Here is a 25,822-nt window from a genome sequence, read left to right as displayed (position 1 = left end):
CATATGTTTGTCAGGCAAGATTGTCAGTCTCATTGGTACCTGCCGGTACAGCCCGAACTTTGTAGTCGCTTGATTGGGGAGTTGTTTCATCCGTTTTTGTTTCTTCGGCGGCAACTAGCTTGTCGTTGTTTGCCTTTTCCTGCAAATCCAGAATTTCCTGTGAGCGTGAGATCCAGGCCCGTTTGCCGAAGATATGCTCAACATCTTCCGTATAGATCACTTCGCGTTCGAGCAAGACTTGCGCCAGTTTGTTATGTCCTTCTGCGTGGTCGGACAGGATTTTTTTAGCGCGTTCGTATTGTTCGGTAATGATCCTTTGTACTTCCTGGTCGATCATGCGGGAAGTCTCCTCGCTATACGGCTTGGTGAATCCCCAGTCCTGACCACTCGAATCGTAATAATTCAGGTTAGGAAGTTTTTCACTCATACCGAAGTAGACAACCATGGCGTAAGCCTGTTTAGTTACCCGTTCCAGGTCATTGGATGCTCCGGTCGTTATTTTACCGAGGAAAAATTCATCTGCTGCACGTCCGCCCAGCGTTGCGCACATCTCATCGAGCATTTGTTCGCGGGTGGTGATCTGGCGCTCTTCCGGCATATACCAGGCTGCTCCCAATGCTTTTCCTCTCGGTACGATAGTCACCTTTACCAACGGGTTGGCATGTTCAAGGAACCAGCTTAATGTGGCATGGCCTGCTTCGTGGTAAGCAATGCTCTTACGTTCGTCCGCTGTTGTTATCATAGTCCGTTTTTCCAACCCCCCGACAATGCGGTCGACCGCGTTCATGAAATCATCTTTCTGAACGAACTTTTTACCGCCACGGGCAGCTATCAATGCTGCTTCATTACAAACATTGGCGATATCGGCTCCAGAGAATCCCGGAGTCTGGCGAGCCATGAACTCTGCATCAACACTTTCATCTATCTTGATCGGACGCAGATGTACGCCGAATATCTCTTTACGTTCGTTTAAGTCCGGCAGTTCCACGCTGATCTGACGGTCAAAACGTCCTGCGCGGAGCAGCGCCTTATCCAGAATATCAGCACGGTTGGTGGCAGCCAGGATGATCACACCGCTGTTTGAGCCGAAACCGTCCATCTCTGTCAGCAATTGGTTCAAGGTGTTTTCGCGTTCGTCGTTACTGTTCATGTTGGCATTTTTGCCACGGGCACGACCTACGGCATCTATCTCATCGATGAACACGATACATGGAGACTTCTCTTTGGCCTGGCGGAACAGATCACGGACACGTGACGCACCTACGCCGACAAACATTTCGACAAAGTCGGAACCTGACAGTGAGAAGAAAGGAACATCCGCTTCACCGGCTACCGCCTTAGCAAGCAATGTCTTACCTGTTCCCGGAGGACCGACCAATAAAGCGCCCTTAGGTATTTTACCACCTAATTCGGTATATTTTTCCGGATTTTTGAGGAATGCGACGATTTCTTCCACCTCTTGCTTGGCTTCTGACAAACCTGCCACATCTTTAAATGTCACTTTCCGGTCGTTATCTTTATCAAAGAGTTGTGCTTTTGCTTTGCCGACACTGAATACTCCGCCGGGACCACCGCCTGCACCGCCTGACATTCTTCTCATCAGGAAGATCCATACAACAATGATCAGGATGATCGGCCCGAAGGAAACCAGAAAATTCCATATGGCATCATCGCCTTCTTCATATCGTACTTGAGTATCAATATGATTCTCTGTCACCGCTTTGTCGTAAAAATCGGAAAATTTGTCTGCTGACGGTATTTTGACATATACTTTTGGGTTTGTGCCCAAAGTCGTGCTGTCACTTTTAAAGACTAATGCTTTCTTACCGCTCTTGACAGTGGCCTCCACCAGATTTTTCTTGTTGTAGACAGCCATTTTGTCAAAGACATTATCCTGGGCCAGTTTCTGGAATTCGGTCCATCCCAATTCTTTCGATGCCGAGGAATCGTTCGTCAGATACAGAGCAATAAGCATCATAAAAATTAGCCCGTACATCCAATACAGGTTAAACTTGAACATTTTAGGCTTATTGTTCTTCGGCACTTTATTAAACATGTCGTTTTTATTTTCCATACTTTGAATTCGATAATATTAATCCGGCTTAATCGAGATTCGGGATCTGGGTGACTTTAGAGTCAGACCACAGGGTCTCCAGATTATAAAACTCGCGTTGCTCCGGCAAGAATATGTGTACAAGAACCGTGCCATAATCCATCCCTATCCATTGGGCACTCTGGTTGCCATCGATAGACAAAGGTTTCTCGCCCGCTTTTTTGCGCGCGAAATCCCACACGGAATCAGAAAGTGCTGATACCTGAGTAGGAGTGTTCCCTTCGCATATGACCATATATTGGCATACGGCTCCGGATAGTTGGGTTAAATCTACGGTTACAATATTTTTGCCTTTTTTCTCTTGTAGGCCTTCAACAATTGTGTTTACTAATTCTTTTGTTTGATCCATTTATTTTTTATTGAATAATTTTCGAAGTTGCAAATATACTTCTTAATTTATTATCTGCATGCTTTCTCTATTTAATATATGTATAAACCCTGTAAATTCAAAACAGGAGAAAAAGAAAAATGTTTATTTTGATGAAATTTTTTCGCGAAATATTTGCAAGAATAAAAAATGTCCGTATCTTTGCACCCGTAATCGAGAAACATACTACTCGAGACAACAAAAACTGTTCTATGGTGTAATGGTAACACGTCAGATTCTGGTCCTGAAATTCCAGGTTCGAGCCCTGGTAGAACAACAACTTTAAAAATTACCCCTTGTAAGTTATGGCTTGCAAGGGTTTTTTCATTTACGGGGGACATAATAGGGGACATTTTGTTCTGATTGTTTACTCGGTTTCTATTTGGGTAGCCATTTTATCAGCATTCTCTTCCAATGAGACTTTTATATAATCCATCAAACTTTCAGCGGTAGTATGTCCGGTTACTTTCATTATTTGTATAGCGGAGTAGCCAAGTAAAAATAAATTTGTTGCACCGGTACGGCGTGCGGTGTGTGAGGTAATCAACTCGTATTTTTTTACCAGGCGCTCTTTGGTTTCACCACCTATGTTCTCAGTCAAAACTACTTCTTTGTCGATACCGGCCAGTTCTCCGATTTTTTTTAGTGCTCGGTTGAATGGCTGTTCTACTATTTTAGGTACTTTGTAATCATATTTCTGTAATAAGGTGTCAAGCTCTGGAAATAAGAAGGGGATCAATACGCGTTGCTTAGTTTTGATTTGTACTAAATCAATGACCTTGTTTCCGTTTCCTGTTGTTTGGATATGTTCAGGAGAGATTCTGCTGTAATCGCTGTAGCGCTGTGCTACATAACAACCGATCAGGAATACGTCTCTGTATTTTTCGTATGTTCCGGAAAGTGGTAAGTCTATCAACTTCTTCAATTCCTCAGTTGTGAGGTATATGTTATAAACTTTTTCTTTGACTGCTTTAAAGTTGTTTGATTGAAATATAGTGTTTTTACTTATTCCTTCTTCGAAAGCTGTATGTAGTACTGCTTTTATTCTTTTTATAACAGATCCTGTTGTATTGGTTCGGAATCCTATCTGATTACAATATTGGAGCAAACTGTTGTAAAAATCAATATCTATTTCTTCTATATTAATGTAACCTATCTCTTTTTCAAAATCAGTCAATAGCAATAGGTTTGATTTGTATGATTTGATAGTGTTGGGAGAATATTTTGTCCCTTTGTCGGTTAGATAAGTACCGTTTTCCATTCGGGTGACCACAGATGTAAAGTATTCGATGAAGCTAACCGGTTTTGCTTCTTCGATCATTTTGCGGCCTAAGAATTCTAAAAGCTTTCTCTGTATTACGTCGAGTGATACAGCATTATCTCTTTTTTGGTCAAGGATTAGATCGTTAACAAACAGATCAATCTCATCTAACCTGATAGAAAGAATGCTAAGCTCCTTTAGTAAGATGGGAGCAAGGTTTCTTAATAGTTTTTTGTTTGATATTGGACGCTGGTTTTCCTTATCCCAGTATTCCGGGATAATTGTTTCTGTTGTAGAGATTTTTAACCGTTTACCTTCCCAGTTGAGGAAGAGGTATATAAGGGTGTGTGTCTCTCTATTCGGTTCTTTTAATATGAATTTGGGCTCTAATCCTGCCATTTTACTTCGTAGTCATTCATGTTTAAATAATCATCTGGATCATCCCAATGTGAGATACCTAGTACTTTTCCTGTTTTGGAATCTTCCAATAATACATACTTATCTCCGTCGATGTGTATCGTATCCGGAAATGATGCGATCATAGCTTTTGCCTTGTCAATATTGAATACAGGGCATTCGATAATATCAAAACGTTCTATTTCCCTTTCTAGTTGTTTGAGTAGTTCTTCCTTGTCGACTTTCCAGAACTTCATTTTTTTGTTTGTAAACTTACCAAATGAGTACCAAAATTTAAAAGCACTAGCCGGGCATGAATTTTGTGGACCGATTGCATTAAGTTTACGGCATCCCCAACCCGGACAACGGTTATTGACCCAGCAGTGATGTTCTTTGTCCTCTGAACGTGTATATTGACCGTAACAGATGGCAATAGAGCGGTTATTCATTAAACATTTTTCCTTTTCCGGTAAATATATATTCAAGATTTATATTGTACCGCTCGTATGCCATGCGAATAGCATACAAGGGTACATTCATTGTGTTTTCAATCTCCATACGGTATATGTTAGAGGATGCGAGGCCGACGGACTCCGCAAATTGTTTTTTAGTTTTTATTTTCCTTAGTCCGATCAGCTGGTACATGATAGCCAGGAACCGGTCGGTTATAATCCTGTTTTCTGTAATCTTCTCGTTCGCTAACATATTATTTCGTTTTATATAAGAGATATAAAGCATTTATTTCTTTAGATGTTAATAATTGGCATATCTATTGGCAATAGGATATTTAGGGTTATATTTTTCTATTAAATCTTTGAATCCAGGAAAATCACAAGGGTGTGGATATATTTTGTTTATATCCTCTGTAATGTTTATGATTCTGTCTTCATCCGTTCTAGTTTGAATATAATAAGAAACTAATATTTTAGTCCCCATTTTATTATTTCCTCTACATTTTAGAATATAGGTATAAGATATAGCATCATTTACTTTATTTCTTATACTCTGTTCGATGGAATCTATTCCAGCTATTATTAACGAATCTTTCTTTATTTCTGAAAGACTACTTTCAATGGGTACATCCTTTTTAGATGCAATAGATTCATATTCAGATGCCATAAATTTAGAGTAGAGCTCTCTTTTATGGGTAATATTGTCTTTATAAGTGGTAGAATCAACAATTTCTAAGCTGACGAATTCGTAACTGTCAGGATCATTCATGTTTTTTGTGATCAATTCTTCTGCTTTCTGCCTGATAATATCATCCTGAGTGGTTTTCTTTTCATTACATGATGCAAAAGCAATTGTAATTAAGGATAAAAGTAAAAATGTTTTCTTCATGTTGTGTAATGTTTAATTAGTGATTTTTATTTAGGCACTTCTATGCCATGTTTTTTCTCATATTGTTTTACTTATTCTTTTGTTGTTTGACCACATTGAATAGTTGTGCTATATCTCTGAGGTCCACTGTAAAGTCTGGATAGATAGGATTGAAGGAATGACAGGTAATGATTCCTTTCTCAACATCATGGTCAACAATCTGTTTGAGTACAATCCCATCTGTCTTATGTACGATGACGAATGCATCCCATGCGTTGATATGTAATTTGCTTTTCCAGTAATCACAGCCTATTTCCCGGCAAAGCAAAATATCCCCTTGTTCATAGCTGTGCTTCATGCCGTCGTCCATGCTGTCGCCTCTGACTTCAAAGCTGATGTACTTACCTTTATATTCTTTGTCAACAATCCACGGGATTTTGGGAAGTGTTTCAATGTAGGCTACATCTGACCATCCCGCCATATATCCAGCTTGTGCATACTGATTTACGAGTGGAACCATCATAAGATATTCGTTTTGGATAGGGAGTGCTTCTTCTTTCTGTTCAGTTAGCATATTCCCTATGTCTGCTAGTAACCAAGATGCATTTATATTCTCAATTGAGTGTATTATGCTCTCTAAGAATTTAGCAGAAGGAACACTTTGTCTACTTCCTAATATATTGTTTACGCTAGTGGGCGGTTCATTTATCGCTTTTGCGAATTGGTTTTTATTTCCGTTAAATAGCTTATCTACAATAGTTTGAATTCTTTCCTGTATCGTCATGACTCAATTGAGTGTTAAATAATATCAATTTCAAGAAATAAAATCCTCAAAAGAGTTGTTTGTAAAACTCAATTGAGTATATTTGCAATGTGATTAACAACAAACAATAATCACAATACAAAGTAAATAGCAAATATAATCATTCAAAATGACTAAATGTAGTCAATTTGATAAAAAAGTATCCGATATGAGACCGTTAGATGACATTAGAATTGAATTTAAAGCTGACGAAGAACAAAATTCATTTACGATTGAATGCTATAGAAATGGCAAGCTAGTTTATTCTGAGATGATGGAGGTAAGTATATATATGAAAATGTGTATGTATGAAAATCCTGTTCATAAAATAGTATCTTTCCTAAATCCTCACTCATTTAATACCGAAGAGTGTAGAGATAGCGACAGAAATGTCAAGAAGCATTTTAATCCTTTTGGCGTATGGTTCCTCAAGCTCTTTGGAAAGTACAAGAAGCTCAGCATTTAGCTTTTCTATGTTGGCTTTAAAGAGCTCTTCTTGACCGACGAATCCGCCTCTACGGACAAAATCATCAAGTTCGGCTCTTTTGGTTACAGAATACCCTCCGAATTGTTTAATGAGGCCCATTCTGTCAAGTTGTTCAAGGATCATGTAAAACTCATTTTCTGTTACATTAAGTCCTTTTACGGATTTGTAAAATATAGATGAACTGATGTGATCCATAGACATAATGTAGGCAACTACTTTATCTTTTTCTTCTGGAGTAATCATGCGATCTTTTATTTATTGGTTAAATTCTCTATGGTACGAGAAAGGCTCTTTACAGTCTCAGATAAGTTACGATTGGTTACAAGTAAATCATCACTTGAATTAGATGAAGAACTTTCTTTACGCAACATATCGCCTTTACCTGTAAGAAGCCAGTCTGTTGATATTAGATCAAATGAATTTATTATTTTCAATATTGTGTCAAGACTTATTTTTCTATCACCATTCATTTGCTGATTAATGGTGACTTGGTTAGCTCCTATTTTTTGAGCAAATGAGTTGACACTCATGTTGTAATGACTTATAATTTGTTTTATTCTATCTATCATATTGAATTTAATATTAAAAGTTAATTAAAGCAAATGATATAGATATTATCTTCAAATGCTTTTATTGTTAATTCAAATGAGTTATATTTGCGATGTGATTAACAACAAACAATAATCACAATACAAAGTAAATAGCAAATATAAGAAAAGTAAATAACCTGATATAGTCAATTTGATAAAAAAGTAAACGATATGAGTAACAAGATTGAACTAATGAAAGCGGAAATTGAAACTTTAGTAAGCATGACAGAAGAAGAAGCATGCAGAGAGTATAACGTTGATAGCAAAGTAGAGGCTGTTCAGTACATCATTGATTTCTGGGTGTAGGAAGGAGGTAGCCATGAATGAATTAAGAGATATTTTAAAGATGGTACAAGTGGTACAATGTGAATGTTTCGGAACGGAAGTTACGATTGCAATATTCACTAACCAGAAATATTTTTCAGTCCATGTACAACGTGCCGATCGGGATTATGAGGTTGTCTATTCAGACAAATTCTATTCAACTGAAACATTGGCAATAAACACGAAGAAGTTTGCTGGATTGTATGCCTTTGTTGTTGATGAAGCTTTTCGCATCGGATATACACTGATAGGAAACAAATTTACCAAAGTAGAAAACCGCTGTGAAGCAGGCTAATGATTGACTAAAATAAGGTTCAGCCGGGTGAGAGTCCCGGCACACGGGCGGTCAGTAATCTGGGATGAAACATTACAGAGTGCGCACGATGTAAAGAGGCTGGTTCGATACCGGCACCGTCCACATTGAAAACGATCTTTGACGTACTACGAGATATGATATGTAACCGTTAAGGCGTGTAGGCACGCTGGTTACGAGTAAATAACCCACTAAATGAGTCTGCGATATGAAGGAGAGAACACCAACCTAGAGCAGGCGGTCACAAGTGTAGCGGAGTAAACAAAATTATTTGACAATATATTCATTTTTCTGCCAGGCTTGTTACCGGGTTCGACTCCCGGTTGACCACACAAATCAATAATAAAATTAATTATGACTACACAAGAAGCAATTGAATTTATCCGTATAAACAAACAGTACGGAGATAAAAAGGCCATATGTGAACTAGCTGGTGTATCACACCAGACATTTAATACTATGATGAAACATGAGAAAGGCCCTGATGAAGAGAAATGGTATGATGCCGAATACAAAGTATTGTGTGAGGCTGTCGCGTATCTAAAACCTAAAGTTGCTCAACGCAAAAAGATGGCGGAGGAACTTAAAAGAAAACTGTCTCAAATATGATTCCGTTAACCGCTTCGGAAACGGATGCAGTACTTTATCTGGCAGAACATGAGGTTGTAAAAGTGGCAGCCGATAAACGTTGTGTATCGGAACACACAGAAAAAAATCAGATAAAGTCGGCAATGGCTAAACTGGGTGTAACTACCCAGATTGGATTGATAAAAGAATTCTTCCGGTTGATATATGGGATTGAATTTAATCTGCAAGATGCCCGGCAAGTGTTAGCAATCTTTTTTCTATCCCTCTTTCTTTCGACATTGGGAAACTTGGATCAAGTAGGTAAGCGCAACCGGAGAATAAGAAGAAAAGGTGAAACTGAATTAATCATGGAGATATTATGAATAAAATGGTTATGCTGGCTGGTATTCCCGAGTTTGAATACTGGTCAAAAGTTAAGGATATATTGAAAGAAGTTGTTTCCGAAGAATTGTCGGACGTTCGCAGGCAATTTGAAGACCGTTTGATAACATTGAAAGAAGCCGCTCAAAAGTTAGGGGTAACAGACCGGACAATGAATAATTTGGAGAAACGTGGTGAACTGATTCCTACCCGAATAGGGGCAAAGGTAATGTATAAAGAGAGTGATATAACACAATACCTAAATCGAAAATCACGATGAAACTACTATTATCATTCCTATTCTTTTTCCTGTCTTTCGGATGCTTATTTCTTGTGTGTAACGCAGATAAATGGGAACCAGGAAATGTCTTGTTCTGGGCGTGTATATTTGGAATATCGGTCGTCGTAACGGAAAAACAATTGAAGGAAAAAGAGAATACTAAATAATATTACTAACAAATTAATTTTCAAGCTATGAGTTTATTCAAACAACCTTCCGAACTGGAAGTTTCTACAACAATCAAAGCGCTGATCTACGGACAGCCAGGTCTTGGTAAGTCAACATTAGGTTTGTCTACCCCTTCTCCGGTATTATTGGATTTTGATGGAGGTGTAAAGCGTGTGAATGGCGCTTTTCAGTGTCCGACGTTACAGGTGAAAAATTGGGACATGGTGATTGAGGCATTGCAGGAAGATTTATCTCCATTTAAAACAATCGTTATTGATACTGCCGGGAAGATGCTGGATTTTATGTCTGCCTATATTATCAAAAACGATCCCAAGATGGGCCAGCGTGACGGCTCCCTTTCTTTAAAAGGCTATGGAGTTCGTAAGACAATGTTTATCAATTTCCTTTCCCAATGTTCAATGATGGGTAAACATTTAATTTTTGTCGCTCATGAACGGGAGGAGAAAGATGGAGAGAACCGGATTGTCCGTCCGGAGATTGGCGGATCGTCTGCTGGGGACCTGATTAAAGAACTCGATTTGGTTGGTTACATGCAAGCGATTGGAAGTGAGCGTACAATTAGCTGGTCACCTACAGAGAAATTCTATGCAAAGAATACATGTAATCTCCCGCCCATGCAGAAGATACCAATCATTATTGATGCTTCCGGCAATGTTACCGGACAAAACATTTTCTTATCAAGTATATTCGATAGCTATCAGGCTTATTTGAAAAAGCAGGCAGATATCAGTAATGATTATGAGGCTTTGATTGATGTGGTAAAGGAAAATGTAGAGTTGATTGTTGATGCTGATACCGCCAACAGTGTCACTGAAAACATGGGAAAGCTACAACATATTTGGGATAGCAAACTGAAAGCCGGTCTGATGATCCGGGATAAATGTAATAGTCTGGGATTAAAGTTGAACAAATTAATTAAGAAATATGAATCAGCCGATGCCGCAGCAACAGCCTAAGTATAAATTCTACCCGTCTCTTTTAGATCAGTTTGAAAAGTATCTGCATGTTGATCGTGAGTTTGAGAGTTTTTTCAATCGAGACAAGGAGACAGAAGAATATAAAAAGACGTATGAAGAGATAGAGACTGAAATGAAGCAGTCTCTACTCGACAGTATTAACCGGGTTCCGTTCGATTCAGAACCCGCGGATAAGGGTACAGCATTCAATGATATTGTTGATTACTTTATCCACAACAAGCCTGTCAAAACTCAGATAGTGGAAGATATCAATAGTGATACAATTACAGCGACATACAACAACAGAACGTTTTTATTTTCATATCACTTCTGTTGTAAAGCTGCTGAATACTTTCATGGATCAGTTAGTCAGTTGTTTGTTAAAGCCGTTCTTCCTACAAAATACGGGACCGTTGAGTTGTACGGATACATTGATGAACTGAACCGTAATAGGGTGTACGATATTAAGACAACTTCCCGGTATGAGTTTGGAAAGTACTCAGAAGGTTGGCAACGACATGTGTATCCTTATTGCCTTATCTCTTCCGGACTAGTCAAAGACATTGATTCTTTTGAATACACCGCTTATCATTTGAAAGGAGGTACAAGCCGGACACCACTCATTACCGGAGTACAATACCCAGAACTTTATAAATACGATCATCAGCAAAGCCAGGGGCTATTAGCCCGGCATTGTGAAAGGTTTATTGAATTTTTGGAAGTGAACCGGGATCTAATCACTGATAAAAAGATTTTTGCTGAAATATGAAAACACGATTTGTCAAGGAACAAGGAGTAATCAAGTGGCAAGGTCAGCCGATCGAGCTTCTCTTTAATCTTGTTGCCAACGGTGAATATACGCTTGAAATAAAGAAGAAAGTCAAGAAACGCACTGTTGATCAGAATGCTCTTATGTGGCTGTGGTTTACTTGTATGGAAGATGAAACGGGAACACTGAAACAAGACTTTCATGATTACTACTGTAAAAAGTTCCTCCGGCGAATCGCGGTTATTAACGGCAATGAGGAAATTGTCGTCCGGACTACATCGAAACTTAATACGGCTGAAATGACTGTATTTCTCAACAAAGTACAGGCGGATGCCGCTAGCGAATTCGGTATAAGGTTACCGTCTCCGGACGATCAATATTTCAACTCATTTACAAACAGGTATGAACACATAAGGTATTAAGATGGAAAAACAGGTTAAGATTGGGAATCTCGCCCATGAACATGAGAGTGAAACCGCTAAACAGACTTTAGTAAAATCAGTAAAAGCCACTGAAAAAAGGTTGTTGAAAGCGAAAAAATTAACCCGGTTAGTGATTGGTTCTGCAATAGTAATGACCACATGTCCGGAAAAGTATAACACATTAATTCGTTGATAGTATGGAAGAAAGAGAACCTAAAATTAAAAAGGCCGTTTTGAATGGTCGTCAGTTGACAGTAACTTATACGGAGTTCCGTCCGGAGGGTGACAAGGATATCGTTGTTAAGTCTGAGATACCGGCACATATTGATTGTACAAATGCTTTCAAGAAACTGATTCCTCATTTTATTCTTCTCACAGAAATGAAAGAATCCGATAAAGTAAGTCAGCGAGCTGCGATTGTTGGAATGGATAATCTGATCGGTGACGACGATGATTTTAAGAATGCTGATGTTTACGGTATCAAAATGGGAAAGAATGATAGTAGTACCGATACAGTCATTTTGATGGGTGAACGGTATCTTCAAATTGGTGGTTCAGTTGATTTCAGTTCTCCAGCTCAGGCGTTGGAATCATCGGATAGTGAATTTGAATATCCTTATATTAATGAATTGAACCTGGCTGTACAGGCAGTGATTTATGAAGTAAAAGAATATTTGTTCAATCAAAAATTTGCTATCACTCAAACGACGCTAGACTTTGAAGCAGTACCGGACGCTCCGTTTGAAGCCGGAAAAATGGTAGATACGGATACCGGAGTAGTTACTCCGATCACAGTTGAGAAACCGAAGCGAGGACGTAAACCGAAAAATCAACCTCTTGCAACAGCAGCAGCATGTTAATCCAAGAAGACGAAAAGAATTATTTCCTGCAATTTAAGTATCATCCGCTAATGGTAGATGTTGTTAAACGTATTCCTGGACGGAAGTTTGACAGCAAACTAAATATGTGGGTGATACCTAAAAGTTTCTATCCACCTGGAAAATATACTCAAAAGGCCTATGTCGACATTTTTGCTAACTGGGCTGTGAAAAAAGGCTATGAGAAAAGCGTACAAAAAGGAGCTCAGGCTTCAAGACCGGACGTTCACTATACGCTTCCTCCGATGCCGGAATTACTTTCACCGCATGGGCTAAAGATAGAACCTTTCCCATATCAGAAACAAGGCATTGCCTACGCTTTACAGAAAAAGCGGTGTTTCTTTGGGGATCAACCAGGTTTAGGAAAAATGGAACCTTACAGTGCGCTAATTGCCACTCCATCGGGATTTCGGAAGATGGGGGATTTAAGGGCAGGAGATGAGCTATTTGGACGGGATGGAAATGTCTATCATGTTACCGGTATATTCGATCATGGAGTAAAAGATGTATATCGGTTTACATTCAATGATGGTGCTGTATGTTATGCAGGTCTTGAGCATTTGTGGAATGTCAGGGATGTGAATATGAGAAAACGTAATCAAGGATGGAAGACGATGAGTACGGAGGATATTTTAAAAAATGGACTTAGATGGAATATTTCACCAAGCCGCAAAGCAAGTGGTCGTAAGCCAATATTACGCTGGGAAATTCCTGTATGTGATCCGGTTAAGTATCCGCATAAGAATTACATAATGCATCCATATATCCTTGGCGCTTTGATTGGTGATGGAAATTTATGCAATGGTGTTGTTTGTCTCAGTAATCCTGATATTGACAGTGACATTCACCAAAAGATAAAAAAACTTCTTCCTGATTACATGCGATTAAGAGGCGATAATATTGCTACTTGTCCAAGATACTGTATATGTAATTCGGATGGTAAGCATGTGAATCATTTTTTAGCCGAGATCCGTCGTTTGAATATTGATGTCAAATCGGAAGATAAGTTTATACCTAACGAATACTTGCATGGTGATATAGAACAGCGTATTGAGTTACTTCGTGGTCTGATGGATACAGATGGGTCTATCACAAGTGGAAGGGTACGAATGATCTATCACTCAATGAGTCGCAAATTATGTGATAATATTGTAGAGTTGGTTCAATCGTTAGGTGGCTTGGCTCATATAAGGGAATATGATCGCACGAATGAAGGAAAATCTATCGAATATCAGGTCATAATTACTACGCGGTTTAATCCATTCAGTACAGTGCGTAAAGCTGAGCGATACAAAATTCAGAGAGGAAACTATTGTTCACGTTATATAGAGAATATAGAACTGGATAGGCAAGAAGAGTGTCGGTGTATCAAGGTTGATGCTCCAGATGAACTGTATTTGACAGATGAATTTGTAGTAACTCATAATACCCTGCAGGCTATCGGTACATCTTTTATAGCAAAAACATGGCCGGTATTGGTGATCTGTCCCGCCAGTCTAAAGATCAACTGGCAACGGGAATGGAAGAAATTCACTGGAAAAGATGCGATTATCCTTGATGATCGGAATAAAAACAACTGGCACCGGTATTACGAAATGGGGTGCTGTGATGTTTTCATTACGAATTATGAATCATTGAAAAAGTTTTTTGTTGAAGACTTTGCCGGTGGTGTAACCCGGTCGATTAGGTTAAAGCCGGTAGCCAGTTTGTTTAAGTGTGTAATCATTGATGAAAGCCACCGGTGTAAGTCAAGTAAGACACAGCAATCAAAGATTTGTTACAAGTTATGCCAGGGAAAGGAATATCGTTTCCTGCTCACTGGAACACCTTCGATCAATGGTCCGGGTGACCTGATCCAGCAATTAAAGATTATGAATCGTTTGGATGATTTCGGAGGATATAAGAGTTTTGAAGCAAACTTTATGCAGGGACCACGGCAGGCAAGTAATTTGGAGATGCTAAACTGGCGATTATGGAATACCGGTTTCTTCCGGAGGGAGAAAGCAAAGGTTTTGGATCAGCTGCCGGATAAGATGCGTCAGGTCGTGAATGTGGATATCACAAACAGAAAAGAATATCAGGATGCAGAACATGATCTGCTTAGTTATCTGGCTGCTTATGAAAATGCTGATGATGAAAAGTTACGACGGGCCGAACGTGGTAAAGTGATGGTACAAATGCAGAAACTCCGACAAATTGCAGCTAGAGGAAAAATATCGGCAGCCGTAGAGTTTATCCAGGACATAATTGATTCCGGTGAAAAGTTGATTGTTTTTGCCTTTCTTAAAGAGGTTGTACAGGAGATAAAGAAAGTATTCCCTAATGCAGTTACCATCGTTGGAGACAATACCAGCCAGGAACGACAGGGTGCCGTTGATCGGTTTCAGAATGATCCGAAATGTAACCTTATCATCTGTAATTATAAATCGGCAGGGGTAGGTCTTACATTGACAGCTAGCAGCCGTGTTGCCTTTGTTGAGTTCCCGTGGACGTTTGCCGACTGCGAGCAGGCGGAAGATAGAGCGCACCGTATCGGTCAAAAGAATAGTGTGAATTGTTATTACTTCCTTGGAAAAAATACAATTGATGAATCGATATGGGATATTATTCAGACAAAGAAAGACATAGCAAACGATGTAACCGGGACAGATGATCAGGTACCGGAGAAAACTGTCGATGCAATGATTTTGAAAATGTCTGCTAAATCAGGAATCAAGAAAAGTGAAACAAGCACGTCCCCGTTCGATCGTCGTCTGGATGGTGCATTATTCAGCAATGCAATATGAAAGGTGAGGCAGGTTTGCAATCTTCATGTATAGAGTGGTTCAATCTACAATTTCCAAAAATGAAACTGCTTCTTTTCGCTGTTCCGAACGGTGGCCGACGTAACAAGATAGAAGCGGCCAATCTCAAAAGGCAGGGTGTCCGGGCTGGTGTTGCTGATCTTATTTTACTTTTTCCTAAAGGTGGTCACGGTAGCCTTTGCATAGAGATGAAGTATAAGAAAGGTACGCAGCAGGATTCGCAGAAGGACTGGCAACGTGTAGCGGAAGCGGCAGGCAATAAATACGTTGTCTGCCGGTCATTGAATGAGTTTATGAAAGAGGTCAAGAACTATTTAGGTATTGAGCGATGAATTATATTGAATTAATAAATCGGTTTTGGGAATTGGATGAGCAATGGCAATTCTCCTGCTGTGAAACGAGACTGTATTTTTACTTGGTAAAAACAGCAAATCGTTTAGGCTGGGCGGATAACTGGACGCATAAAGATGATAAAACATCTGCTAATGTGGGAGTGTCATTAAATACAATGAAAACAGCCAGGAACCGGTTATCTCAGGCGGGTTTAATTAAATTTATTTCCGGTGGAAAAGGTCAAAAAGATAAAACTAGGTATCAAATTTTGACACCTAACTTAATACCTAACCTGACACCTAACTTAACACCTAACCTGATACCTAATCAGACCCCTATAAATAAACTAAATAAAACAAGTAATAATATACCCCCTATAATCCCCCATGAAAACAATTTGCCTTTTCCGGAAGAAAAGCCGAAAAAGAAATCCAGTAGGGCAAAGAAAGAATTTATTCCTCCAGTACTGGACGATGTATTAAAATTCTTTTCCGGCAGCTTATTGCCAGATTGGGAGAACCAGGGACGGTTATTTTTCTCTCACTACAATTCCCAGGGCTGGCGTAAAGGAACCGGCGTACAGGTTACTGACTGGGATAGTTTAGCAAACAAATGGATTTTAGACGAAAAAATTAAACGAGATGCAAGGAGTACAGGAAGTAAGACAAACAATCCAGCGTCCGGTAACGGATACGCCGGAAAATAGGATTGACCTAACGGCCTATAAGAAATTGTTTCTTCGGGTAGCAGATCACTATTCCAAAGGCACATTCGTAATCGACGAGCGAAACAGAGCGATCGTGTATTCCCTGTTTCTGTATTTCCTGAAACAACCGGGATCGCTCGATATCCAAAAAGGTTTGTGGTTAGCCGGTCCGGTCGGTACCGGGAAATCTACGCTGATGTATATTTTCAGCAGGTTCATGCAAATTTTACAAAGAGGGTTCCGAGTGTATGTGTGTAGCCGGATTACGACAGAATATGCAATGCACGGAGATTTGAGTCGGTATTTGGATAATGCCGGATGGTCTTCATTGGGCCCGGTTGATATGTGTTTCGACGAGTTCGGCCGTGAACCGATCCCGGCAAAATATTTCGGGAATGAGTTGAATGTGATGCAGCATATATTTCACATTCGGTACAGCTATTGGCAACAGTATGGATTAAAAACCTATGTAACAACAAACCTTTATCCAAATGATGTAGAACGTAAATACGGTGATTATATCCGTGATCGACGTGGTGAAATGTTCAACCTGATTGAGTTGAACGGAGAAAGTAGAAGATAACTAAACTAAAAAATAATATCCTATGAGAACAAAAAGCTTTAATGAAGTAATCGCTGATTATTTGAAACAGCGGGCAGCAGAGGACACATTATTCGCTCCGAAGTTTACTAATCCAAAGAAGAACATTGATGAATGTTGCCGCTATATTTTAGGAGAAGCCCGTAAGCGCGGTAATGAAGTGGTAATGACTGATGATGAAGTGTTCGGCTTAGCTATACACTATTACGATGAAGAGAATATTAAAATAAATGTTTCTGGAGGACACAGAGTTTCTAACACTCGCCAGGTTGATAAGCCAAAGAAAGAACCAGTTCAGTTGTCGGTATTTAATCAACCGCCTGTTAAGAGTGCGAAAGCTAAGAGAGAAGAAAGTAAGTTACAATTATCTTTATTTGATTAAGCTATGAAACCGAAAACAAAATTGCAGAAGCTGGTTGATGAGTTAAGAGTGAAACTTCCGGTGATAACAGAGAAGCAACGTCGGTGGGCTGTTGAGCATTGTTTTGAACATACGGGGTATTTATGTAAAAAGACAGTTTGGTGTACAGAATGCGGTCATACATGGCAACCGCCTGAAGGACATTTAATATTAGTCTTGACAGAGGTTATTTGCCCTCATTGTGGAACAAAACTAAAAGTTTCAAGTAGCCGAAAGAAAAAGGAGAGTATAAATGAATATTATACGGTGATCACTACTTGTAGAGGCTTTCAAGTTCTTCGGCATTATGTCGCACGAAAATTTTGTAGAGTTGGATATCCTACAACCTATGAGGTTAATGAGGCTATACAGAATTGGATATCACCCGAAGGAAAAGAAGTATTGGTGTATCGTTCAACAAAAATGAGCTTCTTCTATATTGACCTGTGGGATTGGAGTTCTCCGATGGAGATTCGGAGTCCTTCACACAACCGGCAGAAGTATGATATATTTGCAAAATTCATTTATCCGGGTCGACGGTACATTCCTAACATCGCCCGGAATGGATTTAAAGGTTATTTTCATGGTATTACTCCATTAACCATCTTTACTCTATTACTTTCAAATAGTAAGGCTGAAACCCTATTAAAGGCAAAACAATATGATATGTTGCGTTTTTTAGGCCAACGGGGGGCTGTGTCTTGTTGGCCATCAATTCGGATCTGCTTGCGAAATGGATATATTATAAAAGATGCTTCTATGTGGACGGATTATATAAATATGTTGAGCACTCTAGGGCTGGATATTCTTAATGCAAGATATGTTTGTCCTACTAATCTTAGAGAGGCCCATGATAGAGTAGAGAAAAAAGTTCGTGTTTTACAGGCCAAAAAGAGATTAGAAGAGCAGAGACGTGAGGCGGCTGAATATGAAAAAAAATATCAAGAGTTAAAAGCTAAATTTTTCGATATTGAGTTTTCTGATAATTTGATCAAGGTTTCTGTATTACGAAGTGTCCAGGACTTTTTAGCGGAAGGTGCGATCATGCATCATTGCGTGTACAGTGCAAAATACTTTTTGAAAGACGATTCTCTTATACTTTCTGCCCGTGTAGGAAATGAGCGTATTGAGACAATAGAGATATCGCTTAAAGAGATGGAGATAGTTCAATCTCGGGGAGTGTGTAACAAAAATACAGAGTACCACGATCGAATAATTGCGCTTGTAAAAAAGAATATGAACCAAATCCGTCGTAAGCTGACGGCGTAAATTTGTAATAGTTATGAGATATGTTCCTGTTTTTGGTAGAAATATTGACAGCTATATTCAAAAAAGATTGAATAACAAAACTCATTTGATTTGCACTTTCGATAGGGAAGACGGTTTAAAATTATACATACTAGCAATAGAAATAAATATGAGACTTGAAGATAATTCCCTTATGCCCTGGGGAAAATATAAGGGTGAGAAAATGGCAAATGTTCCGGCTACATATCTGATATGGCTATACAACAATGAGAAATGTAATGCAGAAGTCCAGGCATACATTGAAGATAACATGGATGCTTTAAAAGAAGAAATCAGGCAATTAGGAGATAAAAAAGATGAAGCTAAAAGATATAGCAAGCCAATTGGCTAACCGGATAAACCAACCAGCCGTAATCGAAGTATATCTTCGACAGGTATATGCGAAAGGTTTTATAGACGGAACCAAACAATCTCCCTGGATAAGCGCGAAGGATAGATTGCCGGAAGCTAACACTAAAGTTCTTACTAAAGGAACTTATGGGTTCCTTATTTGTTCCCTCTCAACTTTGGACGAATGGGAAACGGGGGCAAACGTTAATGAAGAAAGATTAGCCATAACCCACTGGATGCCTATACCGGACTGCGAAGAAGGCTAAACGTTTGCTCGCCTCATTTATAAGGTGAGTAAACATGTAGGCTTTGAAAATTAAGTATTAAGTCGATATTAAAAAGAACATAAATGTATTTATTGAAGGATTAATGCTATCACGGAAACAATAAGTGTTACTATTGCAATAGCTATGTTGATATAAGAGAACTTTTGTGACTGTTTTGAGTTCCGATTAGCGTTGTGTTCTCGTTTAATTTTTTGAATGTCAGCAGAGTAATGTTCTAATCCTTTGGTTGAATTATCTTCTTTACAAAAATATTTCATGTAGTATATAATGTTGGTGACTTATACAAATAATATTTAAAAAGTGAACCGTGCCGGATTCGAACCGGCGACCTCTGCCCTGTCAAGGCAGCGCTCTAAACCAGCTGAGCTAACGGTTCAGTTTCGCAAATATAATAAAAGTTATAAAATAGTAGATATGGAAACAAATGAGAATTTCAATTTATGGTGTATTGTCGAATTATTCGGACATAACCGGATAGCAGGCAAATGTAGTGAACAAAACATTGCAGGAAATAATTTCCTTCGGGTAGATGTTCCGACGACTAGTAAACAGTCCAGTTTTACCTGCTTCCTTTCAGCCAGTGCAATCTATGCAATCAATCCTGTTACGGAGGAAGTTGCTAGGCAAATCGCGGATAATTTACAGGTTCAACCTGTGAACGTTTGGGATGTGGGCCATTTGGTAGATCAAAAGCTGAAGGCATTGCAAAAATGAATAAAAAACAATTTATTGATTCCGGATTAACGGTTTCTATTAGGAATAATTTGGAATCGGTACAAGATGGAACTCCTTTAGCTTTAAATCACAAGAATAATGAATATTAGAATCAATGGAATGTTTACATGTTAAAGTTTGAGGATTGTTACATTTTATGATTTACAAGGTTGCAGAAAGACAATATAAAGTTTTATATTTGCAAATAAATACAAATATCATGAGGGAAAAGGTTAAATTAGAAGGTTCAGATAAAGAAAAAGCATATCAATTATGGGAACTCTTGAAAGAGAGAAGTTTGGATAAAGAGCAATTGGAAAAACTAATTCCAATGACGAATAGCTTTATAACCGAATTTGCCAATTGTATTCGAACTCAAATTGAGAGTGAAGAAAAGAATCATAAGATTTATATGGAATCTATGGGGAGACTGGCAGATCAACTCAGTTCTATTGTTGCAGATGGTCAAATTTCACCAGAAGAACGTTTAGCTGTTATAAATCTAATAAGTAAGATCAGTGATGATATTAAAGAGGTACAAAAGGATAGAAATGAGAAAGATTTTAAATTTAAAACTTTTCTTCTAAGTATACTCGCTCTTTTTGCGATGATAATAGTTATATTAGCAGGAGGGCAGAATAAAAAAAATCTGAAGGGGTAAATTAAAGTGAATTTTATATAAGATGGAATATAAATAGTATAAAAACTAGGCTGTAATTTTCAATGTGTATATATCGTTCTATCGTATTGCTAGATATGTGGAAAAGAAGTAATAATTAATGTTATGGTTGATATTGTAATAACAAGCGTAGAAGATCTGTTGGATAAATTGAACGTATTTCCTGATATTGATTTTTTTAGAGGGCATTCTTCGATCGAATATAAACTTATTCCTTCTATTGGAAGGCTTTTTAGTAAAAAAGAGGATATCATACCTCATTTTGAATATGAAATCTTTGAAGATTTTAAGCGTAAATATCCGCTATTTACGGATATAAGGCTTCAATGTGATTTTGATATTCTTTTTTTAGCCCAGCATCATGGTTTACCAACTCGACTTTTGGATTGGACATATAATCCTTTAGTAGCTCTATATTTTGCATCTTGTTCTAATTTTGATAAAGACGGTTGTATTTATCACGCATTTCCAAGTAAAGCTATTTCTCAATATGAAAAAGGTTGGGATCCATTCAATGTTAATGAAAATTTGATAGTAATACCTAAATTAATGAATATAAGATATAGAAATCAGAATGGATTATTTACGATATATTCTCAACCTCATGTAGAGGACTTGTCGAAAATTGTATACAGATATATAATTCCGGCGCATTGTAAAAAAACAATTCAGACAAAATTGAAAAAAATAGGGTTTACACGTTCTTTTATATATCCATCATTAGATAGCTTGTGTTCTGAAATAGTGGATATTCATAAAGATAGATATTCCCCTTATGAGTAATGAACTATGTGAGATTATCAAAAACATATATAGTATAAATACTAAATACGGGTATTTTAGTATTTTGAATGATTGAAAATATCAAATATATGTGCAAAATATCATATCGTATATAAATGATATGGTATGATATTTTTTTCCCTTATATTTGTCTTTATATAAATCTTTATGTATGAGTAATATAAAGATTGATCCAAATAACTATCGTATCCATGATGATAAGAACAAACGTCTGATCCGGAAAAGCCTTGAAGAATGTGGCGCTGGGCGTTACTGTTGAAAAGCATTGATTGTAGGGTGCTACTGATGGTTTTATAAATGATCATATTTTTCATTTACTGTATTAATGAATCTTACATTATAGCATTTCTTGAATTCATATAGCTTTTGGTTGGACATAGTATCTATTTGCATCATTATGTTATCGTAGCTGTCGTTACCATGATAGGATATATATACCTCTTTCTGTGAAGTATTGTTGGATTTGTTTGTATAAAAAAAGAAATCTCTAAAATAAGTATGATCAGTTTCTCCTAAAGAATGTCCAAAAAATATTATGCTGTCTGATATTTCTAAATAGTTAGAAATATCTATTGGCGTAAAATTTATATTATAGGATTTTTTTAAGAAAATATGTTCTTTTTTTATGTTAGCCTTATCTTCTACTCCAAATATAATATTTTTATTTTCTATGGAACCATGAACTTTTATTATCTCTTTTTCTGGATATAAAATCTTTGTTGTAGGAGTATAGTTAAAATCTATAATTACAATATCCATTTTGCATAGGTCATTAATAATTTGGTATGCGATTGATTCTTTATTGATTTTATCATATGGTAAACTTGAAAGATAATCAATTAAGGAAGCACTAAGGTTTTTGAAATCTTGTTTTACTTGTTTGGGCTGAGAATCTGTTTTTGTAGAATATTTTTTTAATTCATTTTCGATATCAATCCAATTATATAGTTCTTGCTGATTAAGTAGATATTTACATAATTGATTGTTGTTATTAACTTCCTTTTTGAAGTAGTCGCTTTTTATAAAGTCACAGTATCCTGTTTTTAGACCTAGATTTAAATCAAATCCATTGCCAATGATAAGTAAAGTTTTATTCATTGAATTTAATGCTCTATGGTTATCTATTACAAATATACGAAGTAATTTATATTATCTAATAAATGCTAGATTGTTTTTTGACATATGTGTCATATCGGATATTAAATATACAATATGATAAATTATTCTTATATTTGTCTTTATAAGAATATTAGATATGGCTGCATCGAAGAATAATCAGTTTTGGAAATTGAGGAGTAAACATGGAAGAGATACCCTTTTCTCTTCTCCTGAGCTCTTATGGTCTGCAGCATGTGAATATTTTGATTGGTGTGATGAAAACCCCTGGTATAAAAAGGAAGCTATCAAAAGTGGAAAGAAGACAGGGAAATGTATCGATGTGCCGACACAACGTCCTTATACCATGACGGGGTTGTGCTGTTATCTTGGATGCAGTGAGGCATATTTCAGACAGTTTGATACTAGTAAGCATGAAGATTTTTCTACGGTCATTTCCCAGATAAAACAAATCATAGAGGTTCAACAACGTGAAGGTGCTATTGTGGGGGCTTTCAATGCAAACATTATATCTCGTATGTTGGGAGAGGTTGATAAAGTAGATGTGACGACAGGTGGTAATAAGTTACAGTTTACCGGTTTCAACTTTCTTCCGGTAACCCCGAATGTTGAACAGTTAATAAAGCAAGCAGATGAATGAAAGTAAATTTAAAACAGCGGCTTGCCTACAACTATCTAGCGGATAGTGAACATAAATTCATCCTGTACGGCGGTGCGGGAGGTGGTGGAAAATCTTGGTTAGGGTGTGAATGGTTGATGCAATGTGCCTTTCATTTGCCTGGTACACGCTGGTTTGTTGGTCGTAACAATTTAAAGGACTCACAGGCTTCAGTATCGGTAACGTTTGGTAAGGTTGCACAATATCACGGGTTTACCGGTTACCGTGTCACAAACGACGGAATCAAGTTCGACAATGGTTCGGAGATCGTTTATCTGGATTTGACTTATTATCCATATAAAGACCCAATGTATGAACGGTTAGGATCGAAAGAGTTTACCGGGGGATGGATAGAGGAAGCCGGAGAGATCAACGGTCTAGCTTTCGAGATGCTGAAAACTCGTACAGGTCGACACTTGAATGATCTCTATAATATCCCGTCGAAAATACTGATAACCTGTAATCCCAAAAAGAACTGGCTGTACAAGAGATTTTATCAGCCCAGTAAAGCCGGTAAGCTCAAAGTACCGTATGCATTCATACCGGCATTAGTACAAGATAACCCGTTTGTCACAGAAGACTATGTTGATACCCTTCGTCAGACAGAAGATAAAGTAACGTATCAACGTCTTTATCTGGGAAAATGGGAGTATGACAGTGATCCGAACTCTTTGGTTGATTACGATGCCGTGATGGATTGCTTTACCAATACCGGTACATTGATCGGAGGGAAGGCTATAAGTGCCGACCTGGCAATGAAAGGGCGAGATCACTTTGTCGCGGGTTACTGGGAAGGCTTACGGGTTTCAATCGAGATTGATAAAGACAAATCATCTGGTCGGGAGATTGAAACAGATTTGCGAAAGCTCATGGTTACGCGTGGTGTCGGCAGGTCCCAGACGGTGGCAGACAGTGATGGTTTAGGAAGTTATTTGGAGAGCTATCTAAACGGGATCAAAGAATTTAAGAATGGTGCATCTGCATTCAATAATAAATATGCGAACCTGAAAGCCGAATGTGCATACAAGTTGGCCGAAATGATAAACAAACGGCAGTTGCAGATCATTTGCCGACCGGATCAGGCGGAACACATTGCTGAAGAACTACAGCTGTTGATCGCGGCGAATGTAGATAAGGATACCCGGAAAAAGGATATCATCAGCAAGGAAGCAATGAAAGGCATTACTAAGCGGTCTCCGGACTATTTAGATATGCTGATAATGGGAATGTATAGACTTGTTGCCCCGCGTACGGGTAACTCAACATATAACTGGTAATGAAGATAACGAGTAAGACTACTATTGAAGATGTGATTCTGATGCTAAAAGGTATTGACTTTTGGGATCAGCTGGAGACTGTATTTATTCCGGCGAAAATACCAGAACTGACATACGGCCAACGTATTGACTTATCCTCCATGAATACAAGGTATGACCTTCTGTTTATTCCTCAAAAAGTATTGTTAGGACTAGATGAGAAGGAGGTGATGAGTAAGCCTTTTATTTCTGTCTACAACTATGGTCTGTCTGTTTATCAGGAACTGGAACGTATGACAATCCGTGACGAAAAAACATTCAAATATAATCCGACGGCGGAAGAAGTAAAAGCAGGGTTCTATGGGATCGATCACGGTGTTTTTGGCGTTGTCGATCGGATTGCTCAACGTTTGTCTATTTCTCATGAAGCAGTATTTGATTTGCCGGAGAGACGGATATATGCAATGATGAAGATCGACTATGACAACGGAATGTATCAAAGGAGGTTGAACCAAATAATAAGTAAACAGAAATGACAGTACAGGATAAATTGAAACAGATTGCAGAATCACTAGGAGTACCGTTCGTTTTTGAGGATTGGACCCTGACTAATGTGGAGATTGACAGGACACCACTTCCGGCCGTCGTGTATGTTCTTCCTGCTTCCGGGGAACTGGACTTTAAGAATGGAAATATCCGTGACAACCAGAACGGGATACTGGCATTCTTAGATAAAGTCGAGTTGAATGGTAACGGTCAGGACAATGACAGTGTTGTTGATCGGATGAAATCATTAGCCATGAGATTTATTGTGAAGTTGAACGAAACGGGATACTTTGAACCTTTGGGTGGAGTGATGAAATACCAGGTTGCATATAATAAACTCAATGCAGTGACATCAGGCATTGTCTTTGAAGTGACATTGAAAGAGATAACCGGAATATGTGAACGTAATCTATGAAAGAAGTGCAGAACATAATATTTGAAGAATTGGAGGATCTTCGGAAACGAATAATATCCAATATTGACAGTACCGGGCGTAAAGCGTCTGGTCGTACTTCTGGCTCCATGCATACAGATATTTCAGAGAATCGTGGGATATTGTTCGGACGTATGGCTTTTGGTACGTTGGAGACTGGACGTAAGTCGGGTAAGGTTCCGGCAGGATTTTATCAGATCATAAAGCAGTGGGTAATTGATAAAGGTATCTCTTTCGATAGCCAGTCTGAGCGCAATTCTTTTGCTTATTTGGTTTCCCGTAAAATAGCCAGGGAAGGAACACAGCTTTACCGTACGGGCGCCGAAGCCGATGTATATACAACGGAGGTTCCGGAAACAATTGAACGCATAAAGGATCGTGTCGGCTTCTTGATGAGATTGGAGTTTGAATCTATAAAATTGAATAAATAAT

Annotated in this window: 36 protein-coding genes and 2 tRNA genes; 27 read left to right on the top strand and 11 right to left on the bottom strand. The window is 38.2% G+C overall.

The window, feature by feature from the left end; genetic code table 11:
* Positions 1-10: 10 nt before the first annotated feature.
* Both ftsH and rsfS read right to left on the bottom strand, forming a co-directional pair.
* A complete protein-coding gene (gene ftsH, locus NBH14_RS16435) occupies positions 11-2,074 on the bottom strand; it encodes an ATP-dependent zinc metalloprotease FtsH (RefSeq protein ID WP_186959970.1) in 2,064 nt (687 codons plus the stop codon).
* A 28-nt stretch (positions 2,075-2,102) separates the two neighbouring features.
* Positions 2,103-2,462 (bottom strand): ribosome silencing factor, encoded by a 360-nt coding sequence (gene rsfS, locus NBH14_RS16430; RefSeq protein WP_007658988.1) that lies wholly within the window; start codon positions 2,460-2,462, stop codon positions 2,103-2,105.
* Between the two features lie 224 nt (positions 2,463-2,686).
* Between rsfS and NBH14_RS16425 the strand changes: the two genes are divergently transcribed.
* Positions 2,687-2,757: transfer RNA gene (locus NBH14_RS16425), tRNA-Gln, on the top strand.
* 90 nt (positions 2,758-2,847) lie between these two features.
* Here the strand turns inward: NBH14_RS16425 and NBH14_RS16420 are convergent.
* The 7 genes from NBH14_RS16420 to NBH14_RS16390 all read right to left on the bottom strand — a co-directional run bounded on the left by NBH14_RS16420 (position 2,848) and on the right by NBH14_RS16390 (position 7,315).
* The gene (locus tag NBH14_RS16420; RefSeq protein ID WP_186959971.1) at positions 2,848-4,140 is read right to left on the bottom strand and encodes a site-specific integrase; all 1,293 of its coding nucleotides are present in this window, start codon (positions 4,138-4,140) and stop codon (positions 2,848-2,850) included.
* Positions 4,128-4,394: a hypothetical protein gene (locus NBH14_RS16415; protein WP_186959972.1), complete on the bottom strand. Its 267-nt coding sequence runs from the start codon at positions 4,392-4,394 to the stop codon at positions 4,128-4,130. Before NBH14_RS16415 ends, NBH14_RS16420 begins: the two co-directional genes overlap by 13 nt.
* Positions 4,395-4,578: 184 nt before the next feature.
* Entirely contained in the window at positions 4,579-4,842 is a 264-nt protein-coding gene (locus NBH14_RS16410) for a hypothetical protein (protein ID WP_044193335.1), read from the bottom strand.
* A 48-nt stretch (positions 4,843-4,890) separates the two neighbouring features.
* On the bottom strand, positions 4,891-5,478 hold the full coding sequence (locus NBH14_RS16405; RefSeq protein WP_186959973.1) for a hypothetical protein: 588 nt from the start codon (positions 5,476-5,478) through the stop codon (positions 4,891-4,893).
* Positions 5,479-5,545: 67 nt separating this feature from the next.
* On the bottom strand, positions 5,546-5,980 hold the full coding sequence (locus tag NBH14_RS16400) for a S24 family peptidase (protein ID WP_250817653.1): 435 nt from the start codon (positions 5,978-5,980) through the stop codon (positions 5,546-5,548).
* A 631-nt stretch (positions 5,981-6,611) separates the two neighbouring features.
* Positions 6,612-6,989 (bottom strand): hypothetical protein, encoded by a 378-nt coding sequence (locus tag NBH14_RS16395; RefSeq protein ID WP_186959974.1) that lies wholly within the window; start codon positions 6,987-6,989, stop codon positions 6,612-6,614.
* A gap of 8 nt (positions 6,990-6,997) precedes the next feature.
* Entirely contained in the window at positions 6,998-7,315 is a 318-nt protein-coding gene (locus tag NBH14_RS16390; RefSeq protein ID WP_186959975.1) for a helix-turn-helix domain-containing protein, read from the bottom strand.
* Positions 7,316-7,507: 192 nt separating this feature from the next.
* Between NBH14_RS16390 and NBH14_RS28695 the strand changes: the two genes are divergently transcribed.
* From NBH14_RS28695 to NBH14_RS16305, 18 genes are all read left to right on the top strand, one after another.
* On the top strand, positions 7,508-7,642 hold the full coding sequence (locus NBH14_RS28695; RefSeq protein WP_255419288.1) for a hypothetical protein: 135 nt from the start codon (positions 7,508-7,510) through the stop codon (positions 7,640-7,642).
* 13 nt (positions 7,643-7,655) lie between these two features.
* Positions 7,656-7,955 carry a hypothetical protein gene (locus NBH14_RS16385; RefSeq protein WP_046145070.1) on the top strand — a complete coding sequence of 100 codons (300 nt, stop codon included), beginning with the start codon at positions 7,656-7,658 and terminating at the stop codon, positions 7,953-7,955.
* Positions 7,956-8,327: 372 nt separating this feature from the next.
* On the top strand, positions 8,328-8,582 hold the full coding sequence (locus NBH14_RS16380; protein ID WP_186959976.1) for a hypothetical protein: 255 nt from the start codon (positions 8,328-8,330) through the stop codon (positions 8,580-8,582).
* The gene (locus NBH14_RS16375) at positions 8,579-8,923 is read left to right on the top strand and encodes a helix-turn-helix transcriptional regulator (protein WP_186959977.1); all 345 of its coding nucleotides are present in this window, start codon (positions 8,579-8,581) and stop codon (positions 8,921-8,923) included. Before NBH14_RS16380 ends, NBH14_RS16375 begins: the two co-directional genes overlap by 4 nt.
* Positions 8,920-9,201 carry a helix-turn-helix domain-containing protein gene (locus NBH14_RS16370; protein ID WP_186959978.1) on the top strand — a complete coding sequence of 94 codons (282 nt, stop codon included), beginning with the start codon at positions 8,920-8,922 and terminating at the stop codon, positions 9,199-9,201. Before NBH14_RS16375 ends, NBH14_RS16370 begins: the two co-directional genes overlap by 4 nt.
* A gap of 194 nt (positions 9,202-9,395) precedes the next feature.
* Positions 9,396-10,346, top strand: a complete 951-nt coding sequence (locus tag NBH14_RS16365; protein WP_186959979.1) for an ATP-binding protein — start codon at positions 9,396-9,398, stop codon at positions 10,344-10,346.
* Positions 10,315-11,115: an HNH endonuclease gene (locus NBH14_RS16360; RefSeq protein WP_186959980.1), complete on the top strand. Its 801-nt coding sequence runs from the start codon at positions 10,315-10,317 to the stop codon at positions 11,113-11,115. Before NBH14_RS16365 ends, NBH14_RS16360 begins: the two co-directional genes overlap by 32 nt.
* Positions 11,112-11,537 (top strand): NinB/YbcN family protein, encoded by a 426-nt coding sequence (locus NBH14_RS16355; protein ID WP_186959981.1) that lies wholly within the window; start codon positions 11,112-11,114, stop codon positions 11,535-11,537. The genes NBH14_RS16360 and NBH14_RS16355 overlap by 4 nt, the downstream gene beginning before the upstream one ends.
* 1 nt (position 11,538) lies before the next feature.
* A complete protein-coding gene (locus NBH14_RS16350; protein ID WP_028729675.1) occupies positions 11,539-11,730 on the top strand; it encodes a hypothetical protein in 192 nt (63 codons plus the stop codon).
* Positions 11,731-11,734: 4 nt separating this feature from the next.
* Positions 11,735-12,397, top strand: a complete 663-nt coding sequence (locus tag NBH14_RS16345) for a hypothetical protein (RefSeq protein ID WP_186959982.1) — start codon at positions 11,735-11,737, stop codon at positions 12,395-12,397.
* On the top strand, positions 12,391-15,201 hold the full coding sequence (locus NBH14_RS16340) for an SNF2-related protein (protein ID WP_186959983.1): 2,811 nt from the start codon (positions 12,391-12,393) through the stop codon (positions 15,199-15,201). Before NBH14_RS16345 ends, NBH14_RS16340 begins: the two co-directional genes overlap by 7 nt.
* Positions 15,198-15,551, top strand: coding sequence for a VRR-NUC domain-containing protein (locus NBH14_RS16335; RefSeq protein WP_186959984.1), 354 nt, complete (start codon positions 15,198-15,200; stop codon positions 15,549-15,551). Before NBH14_RS16340 ends, NBH14_RS16335 begins: the two co-directional genes overlap by 4 nt.
* Positions 15,548-16,258 (top strand): hypothetical protein, encoded by a 711-nt coding sequence (locus NBH14_RS16330; protein WP_186959985.1) that lies wholly within the window; start codon positions 15,548-15,550, stop codon positions 16,256-16,258. Before NBH14_RS16335 ends, NBH14_RS16330 begins: the two co-directional genes overlap by 4 nt.
* Positions 16,194-16,841: a P-loop NTPase family protein gene (locus tag NBH14_RS16325; protein WP_250817651.1), complete on the top strand. Its 648-nt coding sequence runs from the start codon at positions 16,194-16,196 to the stop codon at positions 16,839-16,841. Before NBH14_RS16330 ends, NBH14_RS16325 begins: the two co-directional genes overlap by 65 nt.
* Positions 16,842-16,863: 22 nt before the next feature.
* On the top strand, positions 16,864-17,241 hold the full coding sequence (locus NBH14_RS16320) for a PcfK-like family protein (protein ID WP_186959986.1): 378 nt from the start codon (positions 16,864-16,866) through the stop codon (positions 17,239-17,241).
* Between the two features lie 3 nt (positions 17,242-17,244).
* A complete protein-coding gene (locus NBH14_RS16315; protein ID WP_186959987.1) occupies positions 17,245-18,528 on the top strand; it encodes a PcfJ domain-containing protein in 1,284 nt (427 codons plus the stop codon).
* A 13-nt stretch (positions 18,529-18,541) separates the two neighbouring features.
* Positions 18,542-18,898 carry a putative quorum-sensing-regulated virulence factor gene (locus NBH14_RS16310; RefSeq protein WP_186959988.1) on the top strand — a complete coding sequence of 119 codons (357 nt, stop codon included), beginning with the start codon at positions 18,542-18,544 and terminating at the stop codon, positions 18,896-18,898.
* Positions 18,864-19,163 (top strand): DUF551 domain-containing protein, encoded by a 300-nt coding sequence (locus tag NBH14_RS16305; RefSeq protein ID WP_186959989.1) that lies wholly within the window; start codon positions 18,864-18,866, stop codon positions 19,161-19,163. The genes NBH14_RS16310 and NBH14_RS16305 overlap by 35 nt, the downstream gene beginning before the upstream one ends.
* A gap of 322 nt (positions 19,164-19,485) precedes the next feature.
* Here the strand turns inward: NBH14_RS16305 and NBH14_RS16300 are convergent.
* Positions 19,486-19,560 (bottom strand) — tRNA-Val (locus NBH14_RS16300).
* Positions 19,561-19,598: 38 nt separating this feature from the next.
* On the opposite strand from NBH14_RS16300, the gene NBH14_RS16295 reads away from it, so the two are divergent.
* The 3 genes from NBH14_RS16295 to NBH14_RS16285 all read left to right on the top strand — a co-directional run bounded on the left by NBH14_RS16295 (position 19,599) and on the right by NBH14_RS16285 (position 21,360).
* The gene (locus NBH14_RS16295; RefSeq protein ID WP_186959990.1) at positions 19,599-19,898 is read left to right on the top strand and encodes an acetyltransferase; all 300 of its coding nucleotides are present in this window, start codon (positions 19,599-19,601) and stop codon (positions 19,896-19,898) included.
* 220 nt (positions 19,899-20,118) lie between these two features.
* Complete coding sequence (locus NBH14_RS16290) at positions 20,119-20,559, top strand: hypothetical protein (RefSeq protein WP_186959991.1); 441 nt, start codon at positions 20,119-20,121, stop codon at positions 20,557-20,559.
* 123 nt (positions 20,560-20,682) lie between these two features.
* Entirely contained in the window at positions 20,683-21,360 is a 678-nt protein-coding gene (locus NBH14_RS16285; protein WP_186959992.1) for an FRG domain-containing protein, read from the top strand.
* Positions 21,361-21,672: 312 nt separating this feature from the next.
* On the opposite strand, the gene NBH14_RS16280 is transcribed toward NBH14_RS16285, so the two are convergent.
* The gene (locus NBH14_RS16280; protein ID WP_186959993.1) at positions 21,673-22,479 is read right to left on the bottom strand and encodes an AbiH family protein; all 807 of its coding nucleotides are present in this window, start codon (positions 22,477-22,479) and stop codon (positions 21,673-21,675) included.
* A 157-nt stretch (positions 22,480-22,636) separates the two neighbouring features.
* Between NBH14_RS16280 and NBH14_RS16275 the strand changes: the two genes are divergently transcribed.
* Genes NBH14_RS16275 through NBH14_RS16255 form a run of 5 tightly spaced genes read left to right on the top strand, consistent with a single transcriptional unit; the run spans position 22,637 to position 25,821 of the window.
* A complete protein-coding gene (locus NBH14_RS16275) occupies positions 22,637-23,137 on the top strand; it encodes a DNA-packaging protein (RefSeq protein WP_186959994.1) in 501 nt (166 codons plus the stop codon).
* Entirely contained in the window at positions 23,134-24,432 is a 1,299-nt protein-coding gene (locus NBH14_RS16270; protein WP_186959995.1) for a phage terminase large subunit, read from the top strand. Before NBH14_RS16275 ends, NBH14_RS16270 begins: the two co-directional genes overlap by 4 nt.
* Entirely contained in the window at positions 24,432-24,947 is a 516-nt protein-coding gene (locus NBH14_RS16265; protein ID WP_186959996.1) for a hypothetical protein, read from the top strand. Before NBH14_RS16270 ends, NBH14_RS16265 begins: the two co-directional genes overlap by 1 nt.
* Positions 24,944-25,372, top strand: coding sequence for a hypothetical protein (locus NBH14_RS16260; protein ID WP_186959997.1), 429 nt, complete (start codon positions 24,944-24,946; stop codon positions 25,370-25,372). The genes NBH14_RS16265 and NBH14_RS16260 overlap by 4 nt, the downstream gene beginning before the upstream one ends.
* 5 nt (positions 25,373-25,377) lie before the next feature.
* The gene (locus tag NBH14_RS16255) at positions 25,378-25,821 is read left to right on the top strand and encodes a hypothetical protein (RefSeq protein WP_222622110.1); all 444 of its coding nucleotides are present in this window, start codon (positions 25,378-25,380) and stop codon (positions 25,819-25,821) included.
* The last annotated feature ends 1 nt before the right edge of the window (position 25,822 follow it).

Origin of the sequence: Parabacteroides caecihominis, assembly GCF_023656785.1 — a bacterium.
Classification (GTDB): Bacteria; Bacteroidota; Bacteroidia; order Bacteroidales; family Tannerellaceae; genus Parabacteroides; species Parabacteroides segnis.
The sequence above is the reverse complement of the archived record's forward strand: the minus strand, read 5'-3'. Positions and strand labels throughout refer to the sequence as shown.